A 19,279-nucleotide genomic window follows, 5' to 3' on the forward strand; every position below is an offset into this window, starting at 1 on the left:
AGCAATCCGCGTTTTTGATAGCGTGAGGGCACTTTTTGAGGCAAAAAATAAGGGCAAATCAACTATAAAAGTCGACTTGCCCAGTCAGGTAGCGGGGAGCAGGATCGAACTGCCGACCTTAGGGTTATGAATCCTACGCTCTAACCATCTGAGCTACCCCGCCGGGTTATATTTTGATGGTTCCTAAAAAAGGTTTGCAAATATAGCAGAAATTCGCTTTCTTTAGAAAAAATGTTAACTTTTACCCCCTGATTAGTTACTAACGGTTAAACCCCTATGTCCGAGAAGAAGAAATTTGCTATTGAGTACGAAATAAAATCCTCACCCAGAATACTTTATACTTTCCTGAACGAGGCTAACGGACTGGCACAATGGTTTGCCGATGATGTGAATGTTAAAGATCAGATCTACACTTTTACATGGGATGGCGAAAAACAGAACGCCAAATTGGTAGCCATAAAAGAGAATAAACTCGTACGTTTCAAATGGCTGGAAGACGAGCCGCAGTGCTACTTCGAAATGGAAATTGTACAGGACGAACTTACCAACGATGTGGCGCTCAGCATTACCGATTTTGCTACCGAAGACACCATTGCAGAGCGCAAACTGATTTGGGATAACCAGATAGATTACCTCATTAGCACCCTGGGCGCCTAAAGCATTATTTTTCCGTATTTTTGTATCCCAAATTAGCGGGCGCGGTAACAATTATTTGCGTGCGCTGCCGTTTGTTGTCGTGTATACAAGATCCTGTTGATGAAGAAAATACATCTTTTACTGCTCAAATCTTTCATAAGGCCTTTTATAGTCACCTTGCTGATCGTGATGTTTGTGCTGTTGATGTTGTTTCTATTCAAGTACATCGACGATTTGATAGGTAAAGGCTTTGAGTGGTATATCATTCTCGAACTGATGATGTACAATTCGGCCACTAACCTGGCAATGGCGCTGCCGCTTTCGGTTCTCTTATCCTCTATCATGACTTACGGCAGCCTGGGCGAAAATTACGAGCTGGTGGCTATTAAATCTGCCGGTATCTCGTTACGCCGTGCCATGTACCCTATGATGGTGGTTGTGTTTGTGATCAGTGTTGCGGCGTTTATCTTTTCAGATTATATGCTGCCGGTGGCCAATCTTAAATACTATTCGCTGCTGTATGATGCCCGTAAACAAAAATCGGCCGACCTGCTCCCCGAGAATATTTTTAGCAGCCGTTTTCCGGGATATACTATAAGGGTGCGCAAAAAGGATACGGACGGACAAACCCTCCACGGAATTATGATCTACCAGCGCGGGCAGCTGGAGATCAACCATATCGTAACCTTTGCCCAGTCGGGTTTGATGTACCGCACAAAGGATGATATGTTTCTGATCCTGAAGCTCAAGAACGGTGTCAGGTACGAGGAAACCCCCGGTGATATTAACTACAACACCCGCCAGCGGCTCACCCGTTTCCGCTTCGATGAAACCGAACAACGGTTTGACCTTACAGACCTGAAGATGAAGCACACCAATGAAAATGAATTCAGAAGTGCATCTATGATGATGAACCTTAAGCAGCTGGAACGCTATATAGATTCCACAGGTAAGCAGGTAGACAGTAATGTAAACGTAAACTACAAGCTAATTATTCCAAACATTAAGTACTTTACCGTACCAACAAGTTCCAAAACTGTTAAAAAACCCCTGCCGGCAGATAGCGCGTTGGTGCATACCATTAGCGATAAGATAAACGCCTATAATAATGCCTCCAGCGAAGTAAGGCAGGTGCAGGAAGCCTTAAAGTTGCGGCTGGATAACTATAAAGAGAATACCAAAAGCATCCGCAGGTATGTAATGGAGTATCACAAAAAATTCGTGTTGTCGGCAGGGTGTATTGTGCTGTTTTTAATAGGTGCACCATTGGGCGCTATTATTCGCAAGGGCGGATTGGGACTACCGGTGGTGGTGTCAGTGATCTTTTTCCTGCTGTACTATATCATCGGCACCATTGGCGAAAAGTCGGCCAAGGAAGGTGACCTGTCACCACTGATAGGCGCCTGGATCTCGATTGCGGTATTGCTCCCTATTGGCATCTTCCTGTCCTACAAAGCCGCTACCGACTCTGCCTTGTTTGACATGGAATTATACAAGCGTTTCTTTAAACGCATCCCGTTTTTCAAGATAAAGAAGCAGGCATAATTTACATACTGCCGACCCTTTTGTTTAATTTATAGCTTATTTTTGCATAAACCGGCACCTTTTTACAAATTGATTGTCCGGCCACAAACGTACCAAAATGCTAAACACCATACCGGAAGCCATTGAAGCCATCAAGGCTGGCAAAACCATCATAGTTGTTGACGACGAAGACCGCGAGAATGAAGGCGACTTTTTAACTGCCGCCCGCAATGCCACACCAGAGACCATCAATTTTATGGTGCGTTATGGCCGTGGCCTGGTTTGCGCTCCGATTAGTAAAAGGCGCGCCCAAGAGTTAGAGTTGGAACCAATGGTAAGCAGAAATACCACCTCGCACGAAACTAATTTTACAGTATCTGTCGATTTGCTTGGATACGGCTGCACAACCGGTATATCTGCTACCGACCGTTCAAAAACAACCCTGGCACTGATCGATCCAACTATCAAGCCCGAAGACCTTGGTCGTCCGGGGCATATTTTCCCGCTCATTGGAAAGGATGGAGGGGTACTAAGGCGTTCAGGCCATACCGAGGCCGCTATAGATCTGTCGGTACTGGCAGGGTTTGAGCCGGCTGGTGTAATCTGCGAAATAATGAAGGAAGACGGCGATATGGCCCGACTGCCCGAGTTATTAGAGATGGCTAAAGAATTCGACCTGAAAATCATTTCTATTAAAGACCTGATTGCTTATCGTCTCGATACCGAGTCGCTTGTCAAAAAAGAGGTGTCAGTGAAGATGCCTACCGAATGGGGTGATTTTGACATGATCGCTTATACACAATTAGATACCGGCGAAAATCATTTAGCCCTGGTTAAAGGCGAATGGGCCCCTGATGAACCTGTTTTAGTCCGCGTGCACAGCTCATGCGTTACCGGTGATATCTTTGGGTCGTGCCGTTGCGATTGTGGCCCTCAGCTGCATAAAGCGATGGAGATTATTAGCCAGGAGGGTAAAGGGGTAATTGTTTACATGAACCAGGAGGGCCGCGGCATTGGCCTGGTGAACAAATTAAAAGCTTACCACCTGCAGGAAAACGGTTTGGATACGGTAGAAGCCAACATCAAATTAGGTTTCCAGATGGACCAGCGGGATTACGGTATCGGCGCGCAAATATTGCGTAGCCTGGGCATCTCAAAAATGCGCCTGCTTACCAACAACCCTAAGAAACGCGCCGGGCTCATTGGCTATGGTTTGGAAGTGGTGGAGAACATCCCTATTGAAATTGCATCTAACCCACATAACGAAGCTTACTTACGCACCAAGCGCGATAAAATGGATCATGCCATTATGCGCGAGCATTAATTATCCTTATCGTCCTCTTCTTTTCCCTTTGGGCCATTGCCGCCGGATACTACCGGTGTAGTAGTTGCCGGTTGTGAAGGTGTTGGACTAACCGGTGCCCTGTTGCGCCTGCTCTGCCGGAAAATATTGCGGATAAATTCGCCAAAAGTGTCAAAATCGCGCTGATAAACTAAACCGATACCGTTTACATACTGCACGCCAAGGTTATCGCTTATGGTATTAAGTGTGGTACTGTTTAAAGCGCGGTAAGAATATCTTGCACGCAGGTTACCATCCTTACGGATCAGATACTGTACCTCCACATCTTTTGTAAGCGTACGGAAATCTGTGTTCAGCAGGGTTTGATTGTTATTGAAAAGATCACCGGTGCCGGTATTGGAGTACACGTTACCGTTAAAAAGCAACCTGTCGCCAAAAAGCCTGATGCCTAAACTGGCATCGTTAAATGAGCGGATGTTTAAGTCGAAATTCTTGAGGTTCGATTGCGAAATAAAGTTGTTGAGCTTATTAAAGGCAAACTCGCTCACCGCGTCCCGCGCGGTACCCAAAACCTGGTTGGTTAAATTGCTGCCTGTGCCTGATGCAAAACTGCGTCGTACAATGATGCTTAGCGCCTGCTGGCTGCGGTTATTATTGTCAGACAGGTAAGTGCCCAGGTCATCCTTTATAGATGGCTCTACCGGGAAATTAAAGTTGAAGTCGATATTTGGTTGAAGGAGTGATTTGGAGATCAGTAACTCCGCCTGTACCAATACTTGCTTTGGCCCAAATGGCGATTGAAGCCCCGCTGCCTGGTACAATGGTGCAATATTGGTGCGCACCTCGTAAAGCGCTTTCAGGTTGATCTCTGCAGTAGATGGGTTTCCTGTCCAGCGAATAGTACCGCCCTGGCTTACCGTAAAGTTTTTGCTGATGAAATCCTTGGCGGTAAATTCAAACTTACCCGTAGTGATCAGGAACTCGCCAAACATCTCAAAATCGCCCAGGCTGTTAATGTTCAGTTTCAGGTTACGGGCAGTACCGCTTCCTTCCAGGTTACCATAGTCCGTAGCAATTTTAACTACTGTTGTTTCATTAACAGTAAGGTCAAAATTCAGCGTGATACCGTTAAACGATTTAACCTTATCAACCACCTTCATGGTGGTGTCATTATGGTTTACAAACCTTATAAAGTCGTAATCAACAGCAGTTACAGATGAGTTTAAAGGAATATTGAAAACCGTACCCTCTTGTGTGGTGGCTTTAATGTCGATCTTCATGTTATCTACCGGCCCTTTAAAACTAAACCTGCCGGTGCCGTAAGCCACACCGTAGTAAATGTGGTTATCTTTAAAGGTGGTGTTAAGCGCCATCAGATTATTGGCATCCAGCGTAACATCAAGCGTAGGGTTGGACAGGTTGTTCAGGTCAACCTTGCCGTTTGCTTCGCCCTTGCCTCCGCGATAATCCGTCAGTATCATTTTATCAATATTGATCACACTGTTGCTTACATTCAATTTATCGTTAACTGTATACGCCGTTTTAAGATAATTAACGGTAAGGCCCGTATTATTAAGTGACAGGCTGCCGTTAAGTGCAGGATTAGATGGCTTGCCCGTAAGTTTTAAGTCGGCAGATACCGTTCCTTTCATGTCCGATACAAGATCTTTGATAAAAGGCTCAAAGATTATGGCTTCGGTTTTATCCATTTTTACATCAAAGTCCAGGTTGTCACTATCGCCGTTTTTGCCGATGTTATATATACCGGCAATATTCATCGTTTCTAAGCCCCTGTTTTTGATTTTCAAACCAACCTTAGCTGCGTCGCGCTTACTGTCCAGGGTCGATTTGATGCTTACATCGCCAACGAGCGTTTTGTTCATCATCAGCGAATCGATGGTTAGTGCGGCATCAACCCCCGGCGATTTGGTTATTGAGGTAAGCTTTACATCGCCATTGAGCGATCCCTTTAAAAGTGCGCCCGATGATTTGGTAAGCTGGTTTAAGGTAGCCATGCTGAATTTTTGGAAGGTTACCTTCAATTCATCGGCAGGGTTGTCTGATATAAACCCGTTGATCTTCACCTTTTGCACCCCGTTAGATAGTTCAAAACCCTGTACCTGGGTTTTTCCATCAAGCAGCCGTATGCGCACCTGCTCCTGTATCTTCCACGTTTCGCGTTCAAGTATCACGTCAGATGGTAATAACTTTAGCTTTGCCGTGGTATCTCGCCCAAACTCAACAAGGCCGTACAAATCCAGTTGGTTGGCTGCAGATTTATCCGACAGTTTTACGTTGAAATTTAAACTGTCGTTCTTTAAAAAGTTAGTTAAGTTGATGTTTTTAATGTAGATACTATCCGTCAGATCGACCCGGCTTAACGACACGTTGAGCCCCAGTAAATCGTCGCTTGTGCTTTCATCAATGATAAAATCATGAAACACAATTTTACCCAGCTTAATGGTTTTTATATAGCCATTAAGGGTTGCGGTTTTATTGGTAGAGTTGAATTTGCCCACAAATGACCCTTGCTCCGGTATCTTCAGATCAGGCATGAATATTGCCAACACCGGATCCAGATTTTTAAGCGTAAGATTAAAGTCGAAATTTTGCGGCTTGGGCGTAACAATTTGCGTTTTTAATGAGGGTATATATTTTTTAGCAATTGTTTTGTAGTACGAGGGCAGGGTAGCAAGGTCAAAGGTTCCTTTAATACTTCCGTCGGCTACATCTGATCTTAACGCTATCGTACGATCGCTGCCCTTACCTGCTGCATTTACCGATAAGGTATCTACAACGTATTCTTTACGCGGATTGATGATACGGATGTTCGTCAGCAGGATGTGCCCGTCCAGGTTCTCCAGGCTGTTGCCCGAAAATTTAGTTGCTATCTGTGTATTAAAGGTGATCGTATCCTTTAACAGCTTGATTTTATTTAAACGGGCCGTATTAACTATACCCGTAAAATTATACACAGGCAGTGTTGGATTAAGGTTTACATTGCCGGCCAGGTTTAGCTTAACGTTTTTATCGTTAATGTTCAGTTTGCCGGTTACCACCTTTTTAATAAAGCTGCCGCTTGTGGTTAAATTGGTATAGTTGTAACCTTTAAAGCCGATGTAAGCGATTTTAGCATCGCCCTTTGCTGCGAGGGTGTTAATATCATCGCCACGGCCAACCACATTGGCAGACAAAGTAGTTCGGCCAATAGTCTTATTATCCAGTAGCGTACCTAAATCAAAGTTTGACGTTTTAACCTTGCCGCTATAGCTGGGTACCCCTGCTTTGTTTATCTTGAGGTTAATATCCGGATCGAAGCGCCCAAGTTTGGTTTTAAATGTACCGAAAGCCACAAAATCATTTTGTAGGCCGGTGAACCTTCCCGCAAAATTGATATGGCCGAATTTGCCAACAATAGCCGGCACATGCTGATTGTTTTTGCCGGTGAAGTGGCTGTACAGATAATCCAGGTCCTGTTTGTTGGTTGCTATCTGGTCGAATTTTAATTGAAGAAAAGTATTTTCCCAATCGGGTAAGCCGGTAAGGTGAAAATCACCCTTAATATAAGTGGCTTTTGCTGCGGTAACCGTAAGTTCCCTGGCAGTAAGGTTGTTAACCAATCCGCGGATGCGGCCATCTACTCCTAATTCAAAATTGATCTTCCCTAATGATGGGGTAAAATAAGCCACATCTTTTGATGACAGATGCGACGACTTAAAATCCGCATCCATATTGATCTTATTTTCAAAGTCGTTGAAATCGATAAATGATTTAAACTTCATCCGGAAATAATTTCTGACACTGGAGTTAGGCGTAAGGATATTTAGGTTTTGTAGCAGGATCTGGTTGGTATCTATTGTTGCATTCGTATTGAAATTTTTAAGGAAGAACCCGCTTTTTTCCTGCAGCGTCATACCACCGATGCGGGCTTTAAATAAGTGGTTCTTCAAATCCATATTGCGCACAACGGTACTAAAATGTTTAACGTCCAGATCATCAAAGTTTACGCCGCTCATTACCGTATCGCGTAACTTGTTTTTGTACCTGAAATGGAAATTATTTACGCTGATCTTTTCAAAATTGAGTGTCCAGGGCTGGCTCTTCTTTTTAGTGGTATCGCCCGAGTTGAAGTAATCTATGACGAATTTAAGGTTGGTAGTGCTGTCCTTTAGTTTCTTCAGGTAAAAGGAACCGTTATCCAATTGGATAGTGGCAAAATTGAGTTCCTTTTTTTTGATGCTGTTAAAAACCGAAAAGCTGGTAAGTTCAACAGCGAGTTTAGGCGTACTAAGCAAGGTGTCCTGCTGTTTATCTAAAATATAAAGCCCCTCTAACACTACAGACGAAAATGGCACTATCTTAAGGCGCTTTATATCTACGGTTGTTTTAAGTTCTTTAGAAAGATAAGATGTTGCCTTTTTTGCCGCCCACGTTTGCACCGGCTCATACTGTATCAGTACCAGCACCACGCTAACCAGCAGCAAAATTATCAGTACAACGCCTAACGCTATTTTGAGTAGTTTTTTAATAACTTTGCAGATTAATAATAATCACCGGTTAGTTGAGTAAATGATTTGAAGAATTGCCCTATCGCTATACGCTTAAAGGCGTTAATAGTTTGATATTTCGCTATCTAAATCAATAATTCATTAACTGGTTAATTCAATAAAACGTGCCTGTAATATTAGCAATCGAGTCTTCATGTGATGAAACATCTGCGTCGGTTTGTGTTGATGGCGAGATATTGAGCAATGTAATTGCAAATCAAACCATTCACGAAGCCTACGGCGGTGTTGTGCCCGAGCTTGCCTCAAGGGTTCATCAGCAAAATATTGTCCCTGCTGTACAACAAGCATTATTGAACGCAAAAGTAAGCAAAAATGATATTGATGCGGTAGCTTTTACGCGTGGCCCGGGCCTTTTAGGTTCATTATTAGTTGGTGTATCATTTGCTAAGGCATTTGCACTCGCCAAAAACCTGCCCCTAATTGATATTAACCACATGCAGGCGCACATCCTGGCACATTTCATAGACCCTAAAAAACCAACCTTTCCGTTTTTATGCCTTACCGTATCGGGCGGTCACACGCAAATCGTACTGGTAAAAGATCACTTTGATATGCAGGTAATTGGCCAGACACTGGATGACGCAGCGGGCGAGGCAATGGATAAAACCAGCAAGATCTTAGGGTTGCCATATCCCGGTGGGCCTTTGATAGATAAGCATGCACGCAGCGGTAACCCCGATGCTTATAAATTCCCCGAGCCGCAGATCCCGGGATATGATTTTAGCTTTAGTGGGGTTAAAACAGCCATCCTTTATTTTATAAGGGACAATGTAAAGGCAAACCCTGACTTTATAACACAGAATTTGCCAGATATCTGCGCATCTGTAGAAAAACGCGTAGCCACAATATTGCTCAATAAGCTTAAGCGTGCCGCGATTGACTATAGCATCAAAGATATTGCGCTGGCTGGTGGGGTATCGGCCAATACTGGTTTACGCGCGGCGCTTACCCAAATGGGAGCAGAAAACGGCTGGAACGTTTTTATCCCTAAGTTTGAATACTGCACTGATAATGCTGCTATGATTGCGATAGCAGGTTACTACAAATTTTTAAAAGGCGAATTTGCCGGGCAGGAAATAGCACCGCTGGCAAGAATGCCGATGTAAATAATGATTTAATCATCCATTCAACAGATCACTATATGAATATCCCTTCGCTTATATTTTGGACGGTTTTTGTGCTGCCGCTTGTTGTTTTTTTGGTTTGGGTAATGCGTCAGGATAAACGAAAGGGTGTAACCGGCCTTATTGTGCTGGCCATTATGGTTGTAGGCTGTATTGCTTACATGTATTGGAAAACCGGCGGAAAATAAATACCCGGTTTTAATTCGAATCTTGCAAAGCAACGCTCCTTAAGTTCGTATATTAATTTGTGCTAAATTTATTATACAAAAAAAGCCTCCCGGTGATGGGAGGCTTTTTTTGTATATGGCGACAGCTGCTTACGCTTCCGCAAGCGATTCACCGGTAACGGTCGCTTTGATCTTGATTTCCAGTTCTTCCATCAACTCGGGATTATCCAATATCAGTTGTTTAACCGCATCACGCCCCTGGCCTAAACGGGTTTCGCCATAGCTAAACCAGGATCCTGCTTTTTTAATGATGTTGTATTCAACACCCAGGTCAATGATTTCGCCTGCCTTTGAAATACCTTCGCCAAACATAATATCAAATTCGGCAATACGGAACGGAGGGGCAACTTTATTTTTCACGATCTTCACTTTTACGCGGTTACCTGATACCTCGTCGGTATCTTTGATCTGCGATATACGGCGAACATCTAAACGTACAGAAGCATAAAATTTTAGCGCGTTACCACCGGTAGTGGTTTCGGGATTACCAAACATAACACCGATCTTATCGCGCAGCTGGTTGATGAAGATACAGCAGCACCCGGTTTTGCTGATAGTACCGGTAAGCTTACGTAATGCCTGCGACATTAAACGTGCGTGCAAGCCCATTTTAGAATCACCCATTTCGCCTTCTATCTCCGCCTTTGGTACTAACGCCGCAACGGAGTCGATAACCAAAATATCGATAGCGCCCGAGCGGATCAGGTTATCGGCAATTTCTAAAGCCTGCTCACCATTGTCTGGCTGTGATATTAAAAGATTTTCTACATCTACACCTAATTTTTTTGCGTAGAACCTGTCAAACGCATGCTCTGCATCAATAAAAGCGGCAATGCCGCCTTTCTTTTGTGACTCGGCAATGGCATGGATAGCCAAAGTAGTTTTACCTGACGATTCAGGGCCATAAATTTCGATCACCCTGCCTTTTGGTAAGCCGCCAACACCCAAAGCTATATCAAGGCCTAAAGATCCGGTTGATATCACCTCGGTAGCTTCTATTGCGGTATCGCCCATTTTCATGATGGTACCTTTGCCGTATGATTTTTCCAGCTTATCAAGGGTAAGCTGCAATGCTTTTAATTTATCTGTATTGCTCATCTGAAATTTTTGTGAAACAAATATAAAAAATAGGTTTTATAAATACTAATATTTTTAGTATTTATATTAAAATTAATTTAGCCATCCGGTTATTGATGGTTTCCGCTCAGGACTATGTAAACTTAGGTAACCGTTAATTCTTAATCAAATATCTTTATCAACACTGTGCCTAGCCAACTCGCTGGCTATCGCGTTTAAAGCTTTTTTCTTCCTGGCATCCTTAGCCTTACGGATCTTTAACGCTTCGGCTTTTAATAAAGCGGTTTCGGTGTTCTGCTGCGCATAGTATTTACAAAACCAGGTAAGCGGGCATATCTCGCATTTCGGGGTACGCGCCACGCAAATGTACCGGCCGTGCAATATCAGCCAGTGGTGGGCTACTGCAAGGGTATCCTGCGGCAGATTTGCTACCAGTTGTTTTTCGCTTTGCAGCGGGTTAGTGGCACGGGTGAGGCCAATACGATTAGCCACCCTGAACACATGCGTATCTACTGCAATGGCGGGTGCATCAAACACAACAGAAACAATTACATTTGCGGTTTTGCGGCCAACGCCGGGCAGTGATTGTAAATCAGCATGATTAGCCGGTACTTCGCCATTAAATTTTTCTACCAGCATTTTACTCATTCCGGCCAAGTGCTTCGCTTTATTGTTGGGGTAGCTTACGCTGCGGATGTAGTTAAAGATCTCATCGGCATCAGATGCGGCCAAGGCATAGGCATCCGGGTAGCGCTCAAACAGTGCCGGGGTAATTTGATTAATGCGCTTATCGGTACATTGGGCAGATAAGATCACTGCCACCAGTAATTGGTAGGGATTATTGTAATGCAGCTCGGTAACCGCATCGGGCTGGTTCTTAGAAAAATACTCTACAAAGTGGCGATAGCGTTCGGCTTTTAACATCTTTTTGATCCTAGTTGATGGTTCACAGATCACACTAGAACCAATTTTTGCAAAATTCCTGAATTATATGCAATTAGCAAAACGAGATAATATAGAACAGTAATGATCATTTAGCAATCATGGTAAATAGAAAGGCTCATAAACCAATCTGCAGGCAAACGCCAGTCGGATTGATCTATGAGCCAGTACCGGGTCAGTACGTACTACTAACGAATGCTCTTTGAGTAATCAAGAATGTGGTGGATAGTTTGCAGTTTTGGTTTCTTTTTTAAAAGATCCAAATCAGCACGGATCGAGTGATAAAATATCACATCGTCGGCTTCCAAATTTTCTTGTACCTCAGATTCTTTCACTTGAGTAGTGTTAGTGACTGCATTAAAAGTTGATGTAAAGGTTTCACCCATAAGCTATAGATTATTTAATTTATAGTAAATAACGGAAGAATATCGCTAATATTTTCCGAAAATGAAAATTTAATGAAATTTTTTTCAACAGGGCTAACTTGCTGATAATGTTGGCTTACGGAGGTATTTATTGTGTTGAATTGACACGATAAAAGGACGGTGGCTGCAATATTAGATTTCGTTATCTGAAACATATTTATTGGAGCACCAAAACCGTCTGTAATAAAAAAAGCCATTGATTACTCAACGGCTCGTATTTTATAATAGTATAATAGCACTTAATTTTTTAGGCTCAATTCTTTGCCCTGCATCATTTTGCGCAGGTTGTTTAAGGCATAGCGCATGCGGCCAAGTGCCGTGTTAATGCTTACATCGGTAACATCGGCAATTTCTTTAAAGCTCATATCACCAAAGTGGCGCATAATCAAAACCTCTTTCTGTTCGGATGGTAACAATTGTATCAGCGCTTTAAGGTCTTTATGCGTTTGCTCGCGCACCAGCTTATCTTCGGCGCTTTCGTCATAGTTGCCCAGCACTTCAAAAATATCAAAGTCGTCGCCATTGGTTACCATAGGCGCGCGTTTTTCGCGGCGGAAATGGTCTATCACCAGGTTGTGTCCTATACGTGTAACCCAGGGCAAAAACTTTCCTTCCTCATTATATTTCCCGGCTTTCAGTGTATTAATTACTTTGATAAAAGTATCCTGAAAAATATCTTCGGCTAAGGCTTCGTCCTTAACAAGCAGGTAAATAGATGTGTAAATTTTAGATTGGTATCGCCGTATCAGCTCAACAAGCCCGGCTTCATCACCGGCGATGTACAGATGGATTAGATCCTGATCACTTTTCAATTGAAAATCCATAGAAAGCTACTAATAAACTAAATTAAATTTTTTGTCGTTATTAAATGTAGAGTTCTATCTATAGCGTTTCTTTTTAGGGTTAAGGAATTGTTACCCTCAAATATAATAATCTTAAAAAATAAAAGCAAATATTTTTTGAAGGGTAAGTTGCGCCGTTCGCAAATTTTATTTCGTGTCAGCAAAGTGCAAATAATCAACTAAATACCTATAAACCACCGCCTAATAACTTAATCTGTTTGGATAACGCTAAATATTTTAGGATTTTTGCGCTTTCTAAAACAGGTGATGGTCAGCACACCATGGTTCACGTATTTTTAGCCTTTAAATAAAACTATCAACGGTTTTTTACCTTTTGATTAGACTGAGCTTTTTTAAATGGTTTAATCAGTTACCGAACTATTGTTACTAAGATCTATAAACCATCAACAATGAACCAACAAGCATGATCAAGGAAGCAGAAAAAGATCCGCAAAAAAATATAATCATTAAAGGGGCTAGGGTGCACAACCTTAAAAACCTGGATGTGGCAATCCCTAAAAACAAACTGGTGGTGGTTACGGGTATGTCTGGCTCTGGCAAATCTTCGCTGGCGTTTGATACCCTTTATGCCGAGGGACAGCGCAGGTATGTAGAAAGCTTATCTTCATACGCGCGACAGTTTTTGGGCCGTATGAACAAACCTGACGTTGATTACATTAAAGGCATCGCCCCGGCAATAGCTATCGAGCAAAAAGTGATCACCAGCAACCCGCGGTCTACCGTTGGTACCAGTACTGAAATATACGATTATCTGAAGCTGCTTTTTTCGCGCATTGGCAAAACCATATCGCCTGTTAGCGGCGGCATTGTTAAAAAAGATTCGGTAACCGATGTTATCAATTTTATCACGGCTATGCCGGATGATACCCAGGTAACTGTATTATGCCCATTGCACCCGCACAATAACCGTAGCCTGAAAGAAGAGCTGGCGGTATTACTGCAAAAGGGTTTTGTAAGGGTGGAGTATAATGGCAAACTATCCCGCATTGAAGAAATGCTGGAGGACGAGAGTATTAACACTAACCTGTTAACTGCCGAAGAAGCAACAGAGATTAAACCCAAAGCAAAAGGCAAAAAATCAAAAGCAGCGAGCGACGACGAGGCAGAGAATGATGAAACCGCCCGCAATATGTCGCTTACTACGCATAACCTGCCGGTACGTATTGTTATTGACCGTATAACAAAAAACGAGGAGGACGAAACCATCAGCCGTTTAGGCGATAGTATCCAGACCGCGTTTTTTGAAGGTAAAGGCGATTGCTATGTACGTTACCGTGAACCGGAAGCACAAGATGAGAACGAGCGTTTCTTCTGCGACCGCTTTGAACTGGATGATATGCGTTTTGAAGAGCCAACGCCTAACTTTTTCAGCTTTAACAACCCTTACGGCGCTTGCAAAAAATGTGAAGGCTACGGCAAGGTGATTGGTATAGATGAGGACCTGGTGATACCCGATAAAAGCAAAACTATTTATGAAGGTGCAATTGCCCCATGGCGTGGCGAAAAAATGCGCGAATGGAACGAGGTGCTGGTGAAAAGTTCCCTTAAGTTTGATTTTCCTATACACCGCCAATATAACCAGTTAACCGAAGCGCAGCAGAGATTGCTGTGGACAGGTAACCAATATTTCCGAGGGCTGGATGCTTTTTTCAAAGAGATGGAGGAGCAAACCTACAAGATCCAGTACCGGGTGCTGCTATCGCGTTATCGTGGTAAAACCACCTGCCCCGAGTGTAAGGGAAGCCGGCTCCGCAAAGATGCATCATACGTAAAGATAGACGGCATGTCTATCCAGGATGTGGTACTGATGCCTTTAGACAGGGCAATGGAATTTTTTTGTGGCTTAACTTTAAACGAAACCGATCTGAAGGTTGGTAAGCGCCTGCTGCTGGAGATAAACAACCGGTTAAGCTTTTTAAACGATGTAGGTTTAAGTTATTTAACGCTTAACCGTTTATCTAATACGCTGTCTGGCGGCGAATCGCAGCGCATCAACCTGGCCACATCTTTGGGCAGCAGTTTGGTGGGGTCGATATACGTACTGGACGAGCCGAGCATTGGCCTTCACCCGCGCGATACACAGCGTTTAATAACCGTACTACGTTCCCTGCGCGATGTAGGTAACACCGTTTTGGTTGTGGAGCATGAGGAAGAGATTATGAAAGCTGCCGACTATATTATTGATATCGGCCCGGAAGCCGGCACCCACGGCGGTAACCTCATCTTTACCGGTACTTATGACCAGATCATAGTTGACGATAACAGCCTCACAGGCAAATATCTGAGCGGCCGCGAAGAGATTGCAATACCTAAAAGCCGCCGCAAGTGGAGCGATTTTATAGAGATAAAAGGCGCGCGCGAAAATAACCTTAAACACGCCGACGCAAAGTTCCCGTTGGGGGTGCTTACCGTGGTAACCGGTGTATCCGGTTCCGGAAAAACAAGCCTGGTTAAGCGGATCCTGGCACCGGCGCTGCAAAAAACTTTGGGAAATTACAACGGCGATCAAAACGGCGCTTTTGACAGTATTGAAGGCGACTATGGCAAAATTGAGCAAGTTGAACTGGTTGATCAAAACCCGATAGGCCGCTCATCACGCTCAAATCCGGTTACGTATGTTAAGGCGTGGGATGAGATCCGCAACCTGTACGCGGCCTTGCCGGCATCTAAAGCGGCCGGACTTAAGCCATCGGCATTTTCTTTTAACGTGGAAGGCGGCCGTTGCGACGTTTGCCAGGGCGAGGGAGAGGTAAAGATAGAAATGCAGTTTATGGCTGATATTTTCCTTACCTGCGAGGCTTGTAACGGTAAACGCTTTAAACAGCATATACTGGATGTTACGTACCAGGATAAAAATGTATCGGAAGTGTTGGAGATGACCATTGACGAAGGACTGGAATTTTTTGCAAAAGACCCTAAGATACTGGCCAAGATAAAACCTTTAGTAGATGTTGGTTTGGGCTATGTGCAGTTGGGCCAGTCATCAAATACATTATCGGGCGGCGAGGCGCAACGTATTAAACTGGCATCGTTCCTGGTGAAGGGCAACAACACGCACAAAACCATGTTCATTTTTGATGAGCCGACAACAGGATTGCACTTTGCAGATATTAAAAAACTCCTTAAATCGTTTGATGCCCTTTTAGAGCATGGCAACACCATTATTGTGATAGAACATAATATGGATGTGATAAAATGCGCCGACTGGGTGATAGATATTGGCCCCGAAGGCGGCGACCGCGGCGGTAAGGTAGTTTTTGAAGGTTTGCCCGAAGACCTGATTAAAATAGAAAATAGTTATACCGGTAAGTATTTAGCGGATAGGTTTATTTAAAAGATTAATAATTAGAGAGTGGATTTACTGATTGCGATGGGGATAAAACCCATCGCAATTTTTAATTAACAATGGTTGTTAGTTCGAACGAGCGACAGCGAGGAGAAATCTTCTGCGTCATACAAAGTTCCAATTAAACAGTTGAAGAAGATTTCTCCTCGTACCTCGTTCGAAATGACAGGGTGAACAGCCCACTAAAAAGCCTCGCCAAATCAGGAAGACTTTTACTTTAGTTAACCATTTTATACTCGCGTAATATTTTCTATGTATTTTTTCGCTTTAAAATAATCGTAAGCCCCTGTGAGAAACATCTTTGAATTTGTTCTTCTATTCAGTGTTGAAATATTTAAATAAACTTTATCGTTATTAAAAATTAATGTAATGATTTTGGTTATACCGATTCGCTTTGAATCACTTATGTAGACATATATATATCCAGTTACGTAGTACAAGCACTTTATATTTTTAAATTCCCTTTGAAAAAAATCAACTACTTTTAATTTGTTTTCTTTTTCATTTAAACCAGTGAATTTGCTCAACTTATTTACAAAGTAAACACTACAAAGTATCCAAATGGATGCTGTTGAAAATAATACAGTGGCTAATGGGTCAGGGATTTCGTTTACTTGGATCAAGATGTAACATAAGTACAAAACGGTCCCTGAAATTAAACAACGGTTGAAATACTGAAAATACAAGCGGAAGCTACCATTGTAGACCAATCTTTCTCTTTTAATACTTTTGTTAACATCAATTGTTTTGTGAAACAAATCCATGCTCTAATATAAAAGGAATTCTTAAATCACTATACCCCACAAAAAAAGCCTCCCCATCCAGGAAGGCTTTTTACTATAACTTTTAACGTTCTACTTAGTTAGCCATTTGCCTGCGGATGATGTTTAATGCACCACCTGCTTTAAACCACTCAATTTGCTGAGCGTTATAGGTATGGTTAACCGGGAATGACTCTGACGAACCATCTTTGTGGTTTAACACTACGGTTAACTGTTGGCCGGGGGCAAACGTAGTTAAGCCAGTAATATCTATGGTATCATCTTCCTGGATCTTTTCGTAATCGTTGCTATCAGCAAACGTGATGCCCAGCATACCTTGTTTCTTCAGGTTGGTTTCGTGGATACGGGCAAATGATTTTACCAATATGGCACGTACGCCCAGGTGGCGTGGCTCCATTGCCGCGTGCTCACGTGATGAACCTTCACCGTAATTCTCATCCCCTACAACGATAGAACCGATGCCATGCGCTTTATAATCGCGCTGTGTAGCCGGAACCGGACCGTACTCGCCGGTCAGTTCATTTTTAACGCTATCTGCGGTGTTATTGAAATAGTTAATAGCACCGATCAGCATATTGTTAGATATGTTGTCCAGGTGACCGCGGAACTTTAACCATGGGCCTGCCATAGAAATATGGTCGGTAGTACATTTACCACGGGCTTTAATCAAAAGCTTTAAGCCCTTAATGTCTGTACCTTCCCACGGGGTAAACGGCTCCAGTAACTGTAAACGTGATGAGGTTGGGCTAACCAAAACCTGTACCTGGCTGCCATCTTCGGCAGGTGCCTGGTAACCTGCATCTTCAACTGCATAACCTCTTATCGGCATTTCAATACCTTCCGGTTCATCAAATTTAACCTGCTCACCGTCCTTGTTGGTCAGCGTATCTGTTAAGGGGTTAAAGGTAAGGTCGCCGGCAATAACAAACGCTGTAACAATCTCTGGAGAGGCTACAAAGGCGTGTGTATTAGGGTTACCGTCCTGGCGTTTTGCAAAGTTACGGTTGAATGAAGTAATGATGGAGTTTTTGCGGGTAGGGTCGTCTGTATGACGGGCCCATTGGCCTATACAAGGGCCGCAGGCATTAGCCAAAACAACACCGCCCATATTCTCAAAAGTACCTAAGTAACCATCGCGCTCAACTGTATAACGCACCAGTTCCGAACCCGGTGTAATGGTAAATTCGGCCTTGGTTTGTAAGTTTTTATCGATAGCCTGTTTAGCAATAGAAGCCGAGCGGGTAATATCCTCGTAAGATGAGTTGGTACAAGAACCGATCAAACCAACCTCTAAAGTTGTAGGCCAGTTGTTCTCTCTAACGGCAGTAGCGAATTTAGAGATAGGCCATGCCAGATCAGGGGTAAACGGACCGTTAACGTGTGGCTCTAACTCGCTCAGGTTGATCTCGATCACCTGGTCGAAGTACGCGGCCGGGTTGTTGTAAACTTCTTCATCACCGGTCAGGTGCTCAGCAACGGCATCAGCCATATCGGCAACTTCAGCACGTTTGGTACCACGCAGGTAAGCAGCGATCTTTTCATCGTAACCGAATATGGAAGTGGTTGCACCAATTTCGGCACCCATGTTACAGATGGTACCTTTACCGGTTGCAGAAAGTGAACGTGCACCTTCGCCAAAATATTCAACAATAGCACCGGTACCACCCTTTACGGTAAGGATACCTGCTACTTTCAAAATAACGTCTTTAGCTGATGTCCAGCCGGATAATTTACCGGTTAATTTAACACCGATAAGCTTAGGGAATTTTAACTCCCAGGGCAGGCCTGCCATTACATCACATGCATCGGCACCGCCAACACCAATAGCAACCATACCCAAACCACCCGCGTTAGGTGTGTGTGAATCGGTGCCGATCATCATACCACCCGGGAAAGCATAATTCTCTAACACTACCTGGTGAATGATACCCGCACCGGCTTTCCAGAAACCAATACCGTATTTATCAGATACAGATGAAAGGAAATCGTAAACTTCGCGGTTAATATCAACCGCTGTATTTAAATCGGCAACAGCGCCAACTTTAGCTTGTATAAGGTGGTCGCAATGCACGGTTGATGGTACAGCAACCTGCGGGCGGCCAGCCTGCATAAACTGCAAAAGCGCCATTTGGGCGGTTGCATCCTGCATTGCTACACGGTCTGGTGCAAAGTCAACGTAGTCGGTACCACGCTCAAATGCACGTTTAGCATCACCTTCTGTAAGGTGGGCATATAATATTTTCTCTGTTAATGTAAGAGATTTACCGGTCGCTGTACGGGCAGCATCCACACGGGTGCTATAGCGATCATAAACCTTTTTGATCATGTCTAAATCAAAAGCCATATTGTTTGATTTTTTGGTTGTAGTAAAAGAAATGTTACCCCTTAACGGGATAGCCGCGAATTTACTAATTATAAACTTTATTCACAGTCAACGGTTTGTACAATTGTTATTTGGATAT

At 43.4% G+C, this 19,279-nt stretch carries 13 protein-coding genes and 1 tRNA gene; 6 read left to right on the forward strand and 8 right to left on the reverse strand.

Features of this window, described 5'->3' with window-relative positions; genetic code table 11:
- Positions 1 to 89: 89 nt before the first annotated feature.
- A tRNA-Met gene (locus ACE5CV_RS17480) sits at positions 90 to 163 on the reverse strand.
- A 113-nt stretch (positions 164 to 276) separates the two neighbouring features.
- Between ACE5CV_RS17480 and ACE5CV_RS17485 the strand changes: the two genes are divergently transcribed.
- From ACE5CV_RS17485 to ACE5CV_RS17495, 3 genes are all read left to right on the forward strand, one after another.
- Positions 277 to 657: an START-like domain-containing protein gene (locus tag ACE5CV_RS17485; RefSeq protein ID WP_374951485.1), complete on the forward strand. Its 381-nt coding sequence runs from the start codon at positions 277 to 279 to the stop codon at positions 655 to 657.
- A 99-nt stretch (positions 658 to 756) separates the two neighbouring features.
- The gene (locus tag ACE5CV_RS17490; RefSeq protein ID WP_374951486.1) at positions 757 to 2,181 is read left to right on the forward strand and encodes an LptF/LptG family permease; all 1,425 of its coding nucleotides are present in this window, start codon (positions 757 to 759) and stop codon (positions 2,179 to 2,181) included.
- 97 nt (positions 2,182 to 2,278) lie between these two features.
- A complete protein-coding gene (locus ACE5CV_RS17495; protein WP_374951487.1) occupies positions 2,279 to 3,484 on the forward strand; it encodes a bifunctional 3,4-dihydroxy-2-butanone-4-phosphate synthase/GTP cyclohydrolase II in 1,206 nt (401 codons plus the stop codon).
- Here the strand turns inward: ACE5CV_RS17495 and ACE5CV_RS17500 are convergent.
- Positions 3,481 to 7,947 carry a translocation/assembly module TamB domain-containing protein gene (locus tag ACE5CV_RS17500; RefSeq protein WP_374951488.1) on the reverse strand — a complete coding sequence of 1,489 codons (4,467 nt, stop codon included), beginning with the start codon at positions 7,945 to 7,947 and terminating at the stop codon, positions 3,481 to 3,483. The genes ACE5CV_RS17495 and ACE5CV_RS17500 overlap by 4 nt on opposite strands.
- Positions 7,948 to 8,135: 188 nt before the next feature.
- On the opposite strand from ACE5CV_RS17500, the gene tsaD reads away from it, so the two are divergent.
- Both tsaD and ACE5CV_RS17510 read left to right on the forward strand, forming a co-directional pair.
- Positions 8,136 to 9,137 carry a tRNA (adenosine(37)-N6)-threonylcarbamoyltransferase complex transferase subunit TsaD gene (tsaD, locus tag ACE5CV_RS17505; protein WP_374951489.1) on the forward strand — a complete coding sequence of 334 codons (1,002 nt, stop codon included), beginning with the start codon at positions 8,136 to 8,138 and terminating at the stop codon, positions 9,135 to 9,137.
- Positions 9,138 to 9,172: 35 nt separating this feature from the next.
- Positions 9,173 to 9,343, forward strand: a complete 171-nt coding sequence (locus ACE5CV_RS17510) for a hypothetical protein (RefSeq protein WP_191162031.1) — start codon at positions 9,173 to 9,175, stop codon at positions 9,341 to 9,343.
- Between the two features lie 129 nt (positions 9,344 to 9,472).
- Here the strand turns inward: ACE5CV_RS17510 and recA are convergent, their stop codons facing one another.
- From recA to ACE5CV_RS17530, 4 genes are all read right to left on the reverse strand, one after another.
- Entirely contained in the window at positions 9,473 to 10,480 is a 1,008-nt protein-coding gene (gene recA / locus ACE5CV_RS17515) for a recombinase RecA (protein ID WP_374951490.1), read from the reverse strand.
- Positions 10,481 to 10,624: 144 nt separating this feature from the next.
- On the reverse strand, positions 10,625 to 11,383 hold the full coding sequence (nth, locus tag ACE5CV_RS17520; protein ID WP_374951491.1) for an endonuclease III: 759 nt from the start codon (positions 11,381 to 11,383) through the stop codon (positions 10,625 to 10,627).
- 206 nt (positions 11,384 to 11,589) lie between these two features.
- On the reverse strand, positions 11,590 to 11,787 hold the full coding sequence (locus tag ACE5CV_RS17525; protein ID WP_374951492.1) for a hypothetical protein: 198 nt from the start codon (positions 11,785 to 11,787) through the stop codon (positions 11,590 to 11,592).
- 278 nt (positions 11,788 to 12,065) lie between these two features.
- On the reverse strand, positions 12,066 to 12,650 hold the full coding sequence (locus ACE5CV_RS17530; RefSeq protein WP_374951493.1) for an RNA polymerase sigma factor: 585 nt from the start codon (positions 12,648 to 12,650) through the stop codon (positions 12,066 to 12,068).
- 442 nt (positions 12,651 to 13,092) lie between these two features.
- Here ACE5CV_RS17530 and uvrA point away from each other — a divergent pair, with 442 nt between their 5' ends.
- Positions 13,093 to 16,023 (forward strand): excinuclease ABC subunit UvrA, encoded by a 2,931-nt coding sequence (uvrA, locus tag ACE5CV_RS17535; protein WP_374951494.1) that lies wholly within the window; start codon positions 13,093 to 13,095, stop codon positions 16,021 to 16,023.
- 242 nt (positions 16,024 to 16,265) lie between these two features.
- Here the strand turns inward: uvrA and ACE5CV_RS17540 are convergent, their stop codons facing one another.
- Complete coding sequence (locus tag ACE5CV_RS17540; RefSeq protein WP_374951495.1) at positions 16,266 to 16,658, reverse strand: hypothetical protein; 393 nt, start codon at positions 16,656 to 16,658, stop codon at positions 16,266 to 16,268.
- A gap of 235 nt (positions 16,659 to 16,893) precedes the next feature.
- Positions 16,894 to 19,161 carry an aconitate hydratase gene (locus tag ACE5CV_RS17545; RefSeq protein WP_374951496.1) on the reverse strand — a complete coding sequence of 756 codons (2,268 nt, stop codon included), beginning with the start codon at positions 19,159 to 19,161 and terminating at the stop codon, positions 16,894 to 16,896.
- Positions 19,162 to 19,279: the final 118 nt, after the last annotated feature.

The sequence above is a fragment of the Mucilaginibacter sp. genome, assembly GCF_964263795.1.
GTDB lineage: Bacteria > Bacteroidota > Bacteroidia > Sphingobacteriales > Sphingobacteriaceae > Mucilaginibacter.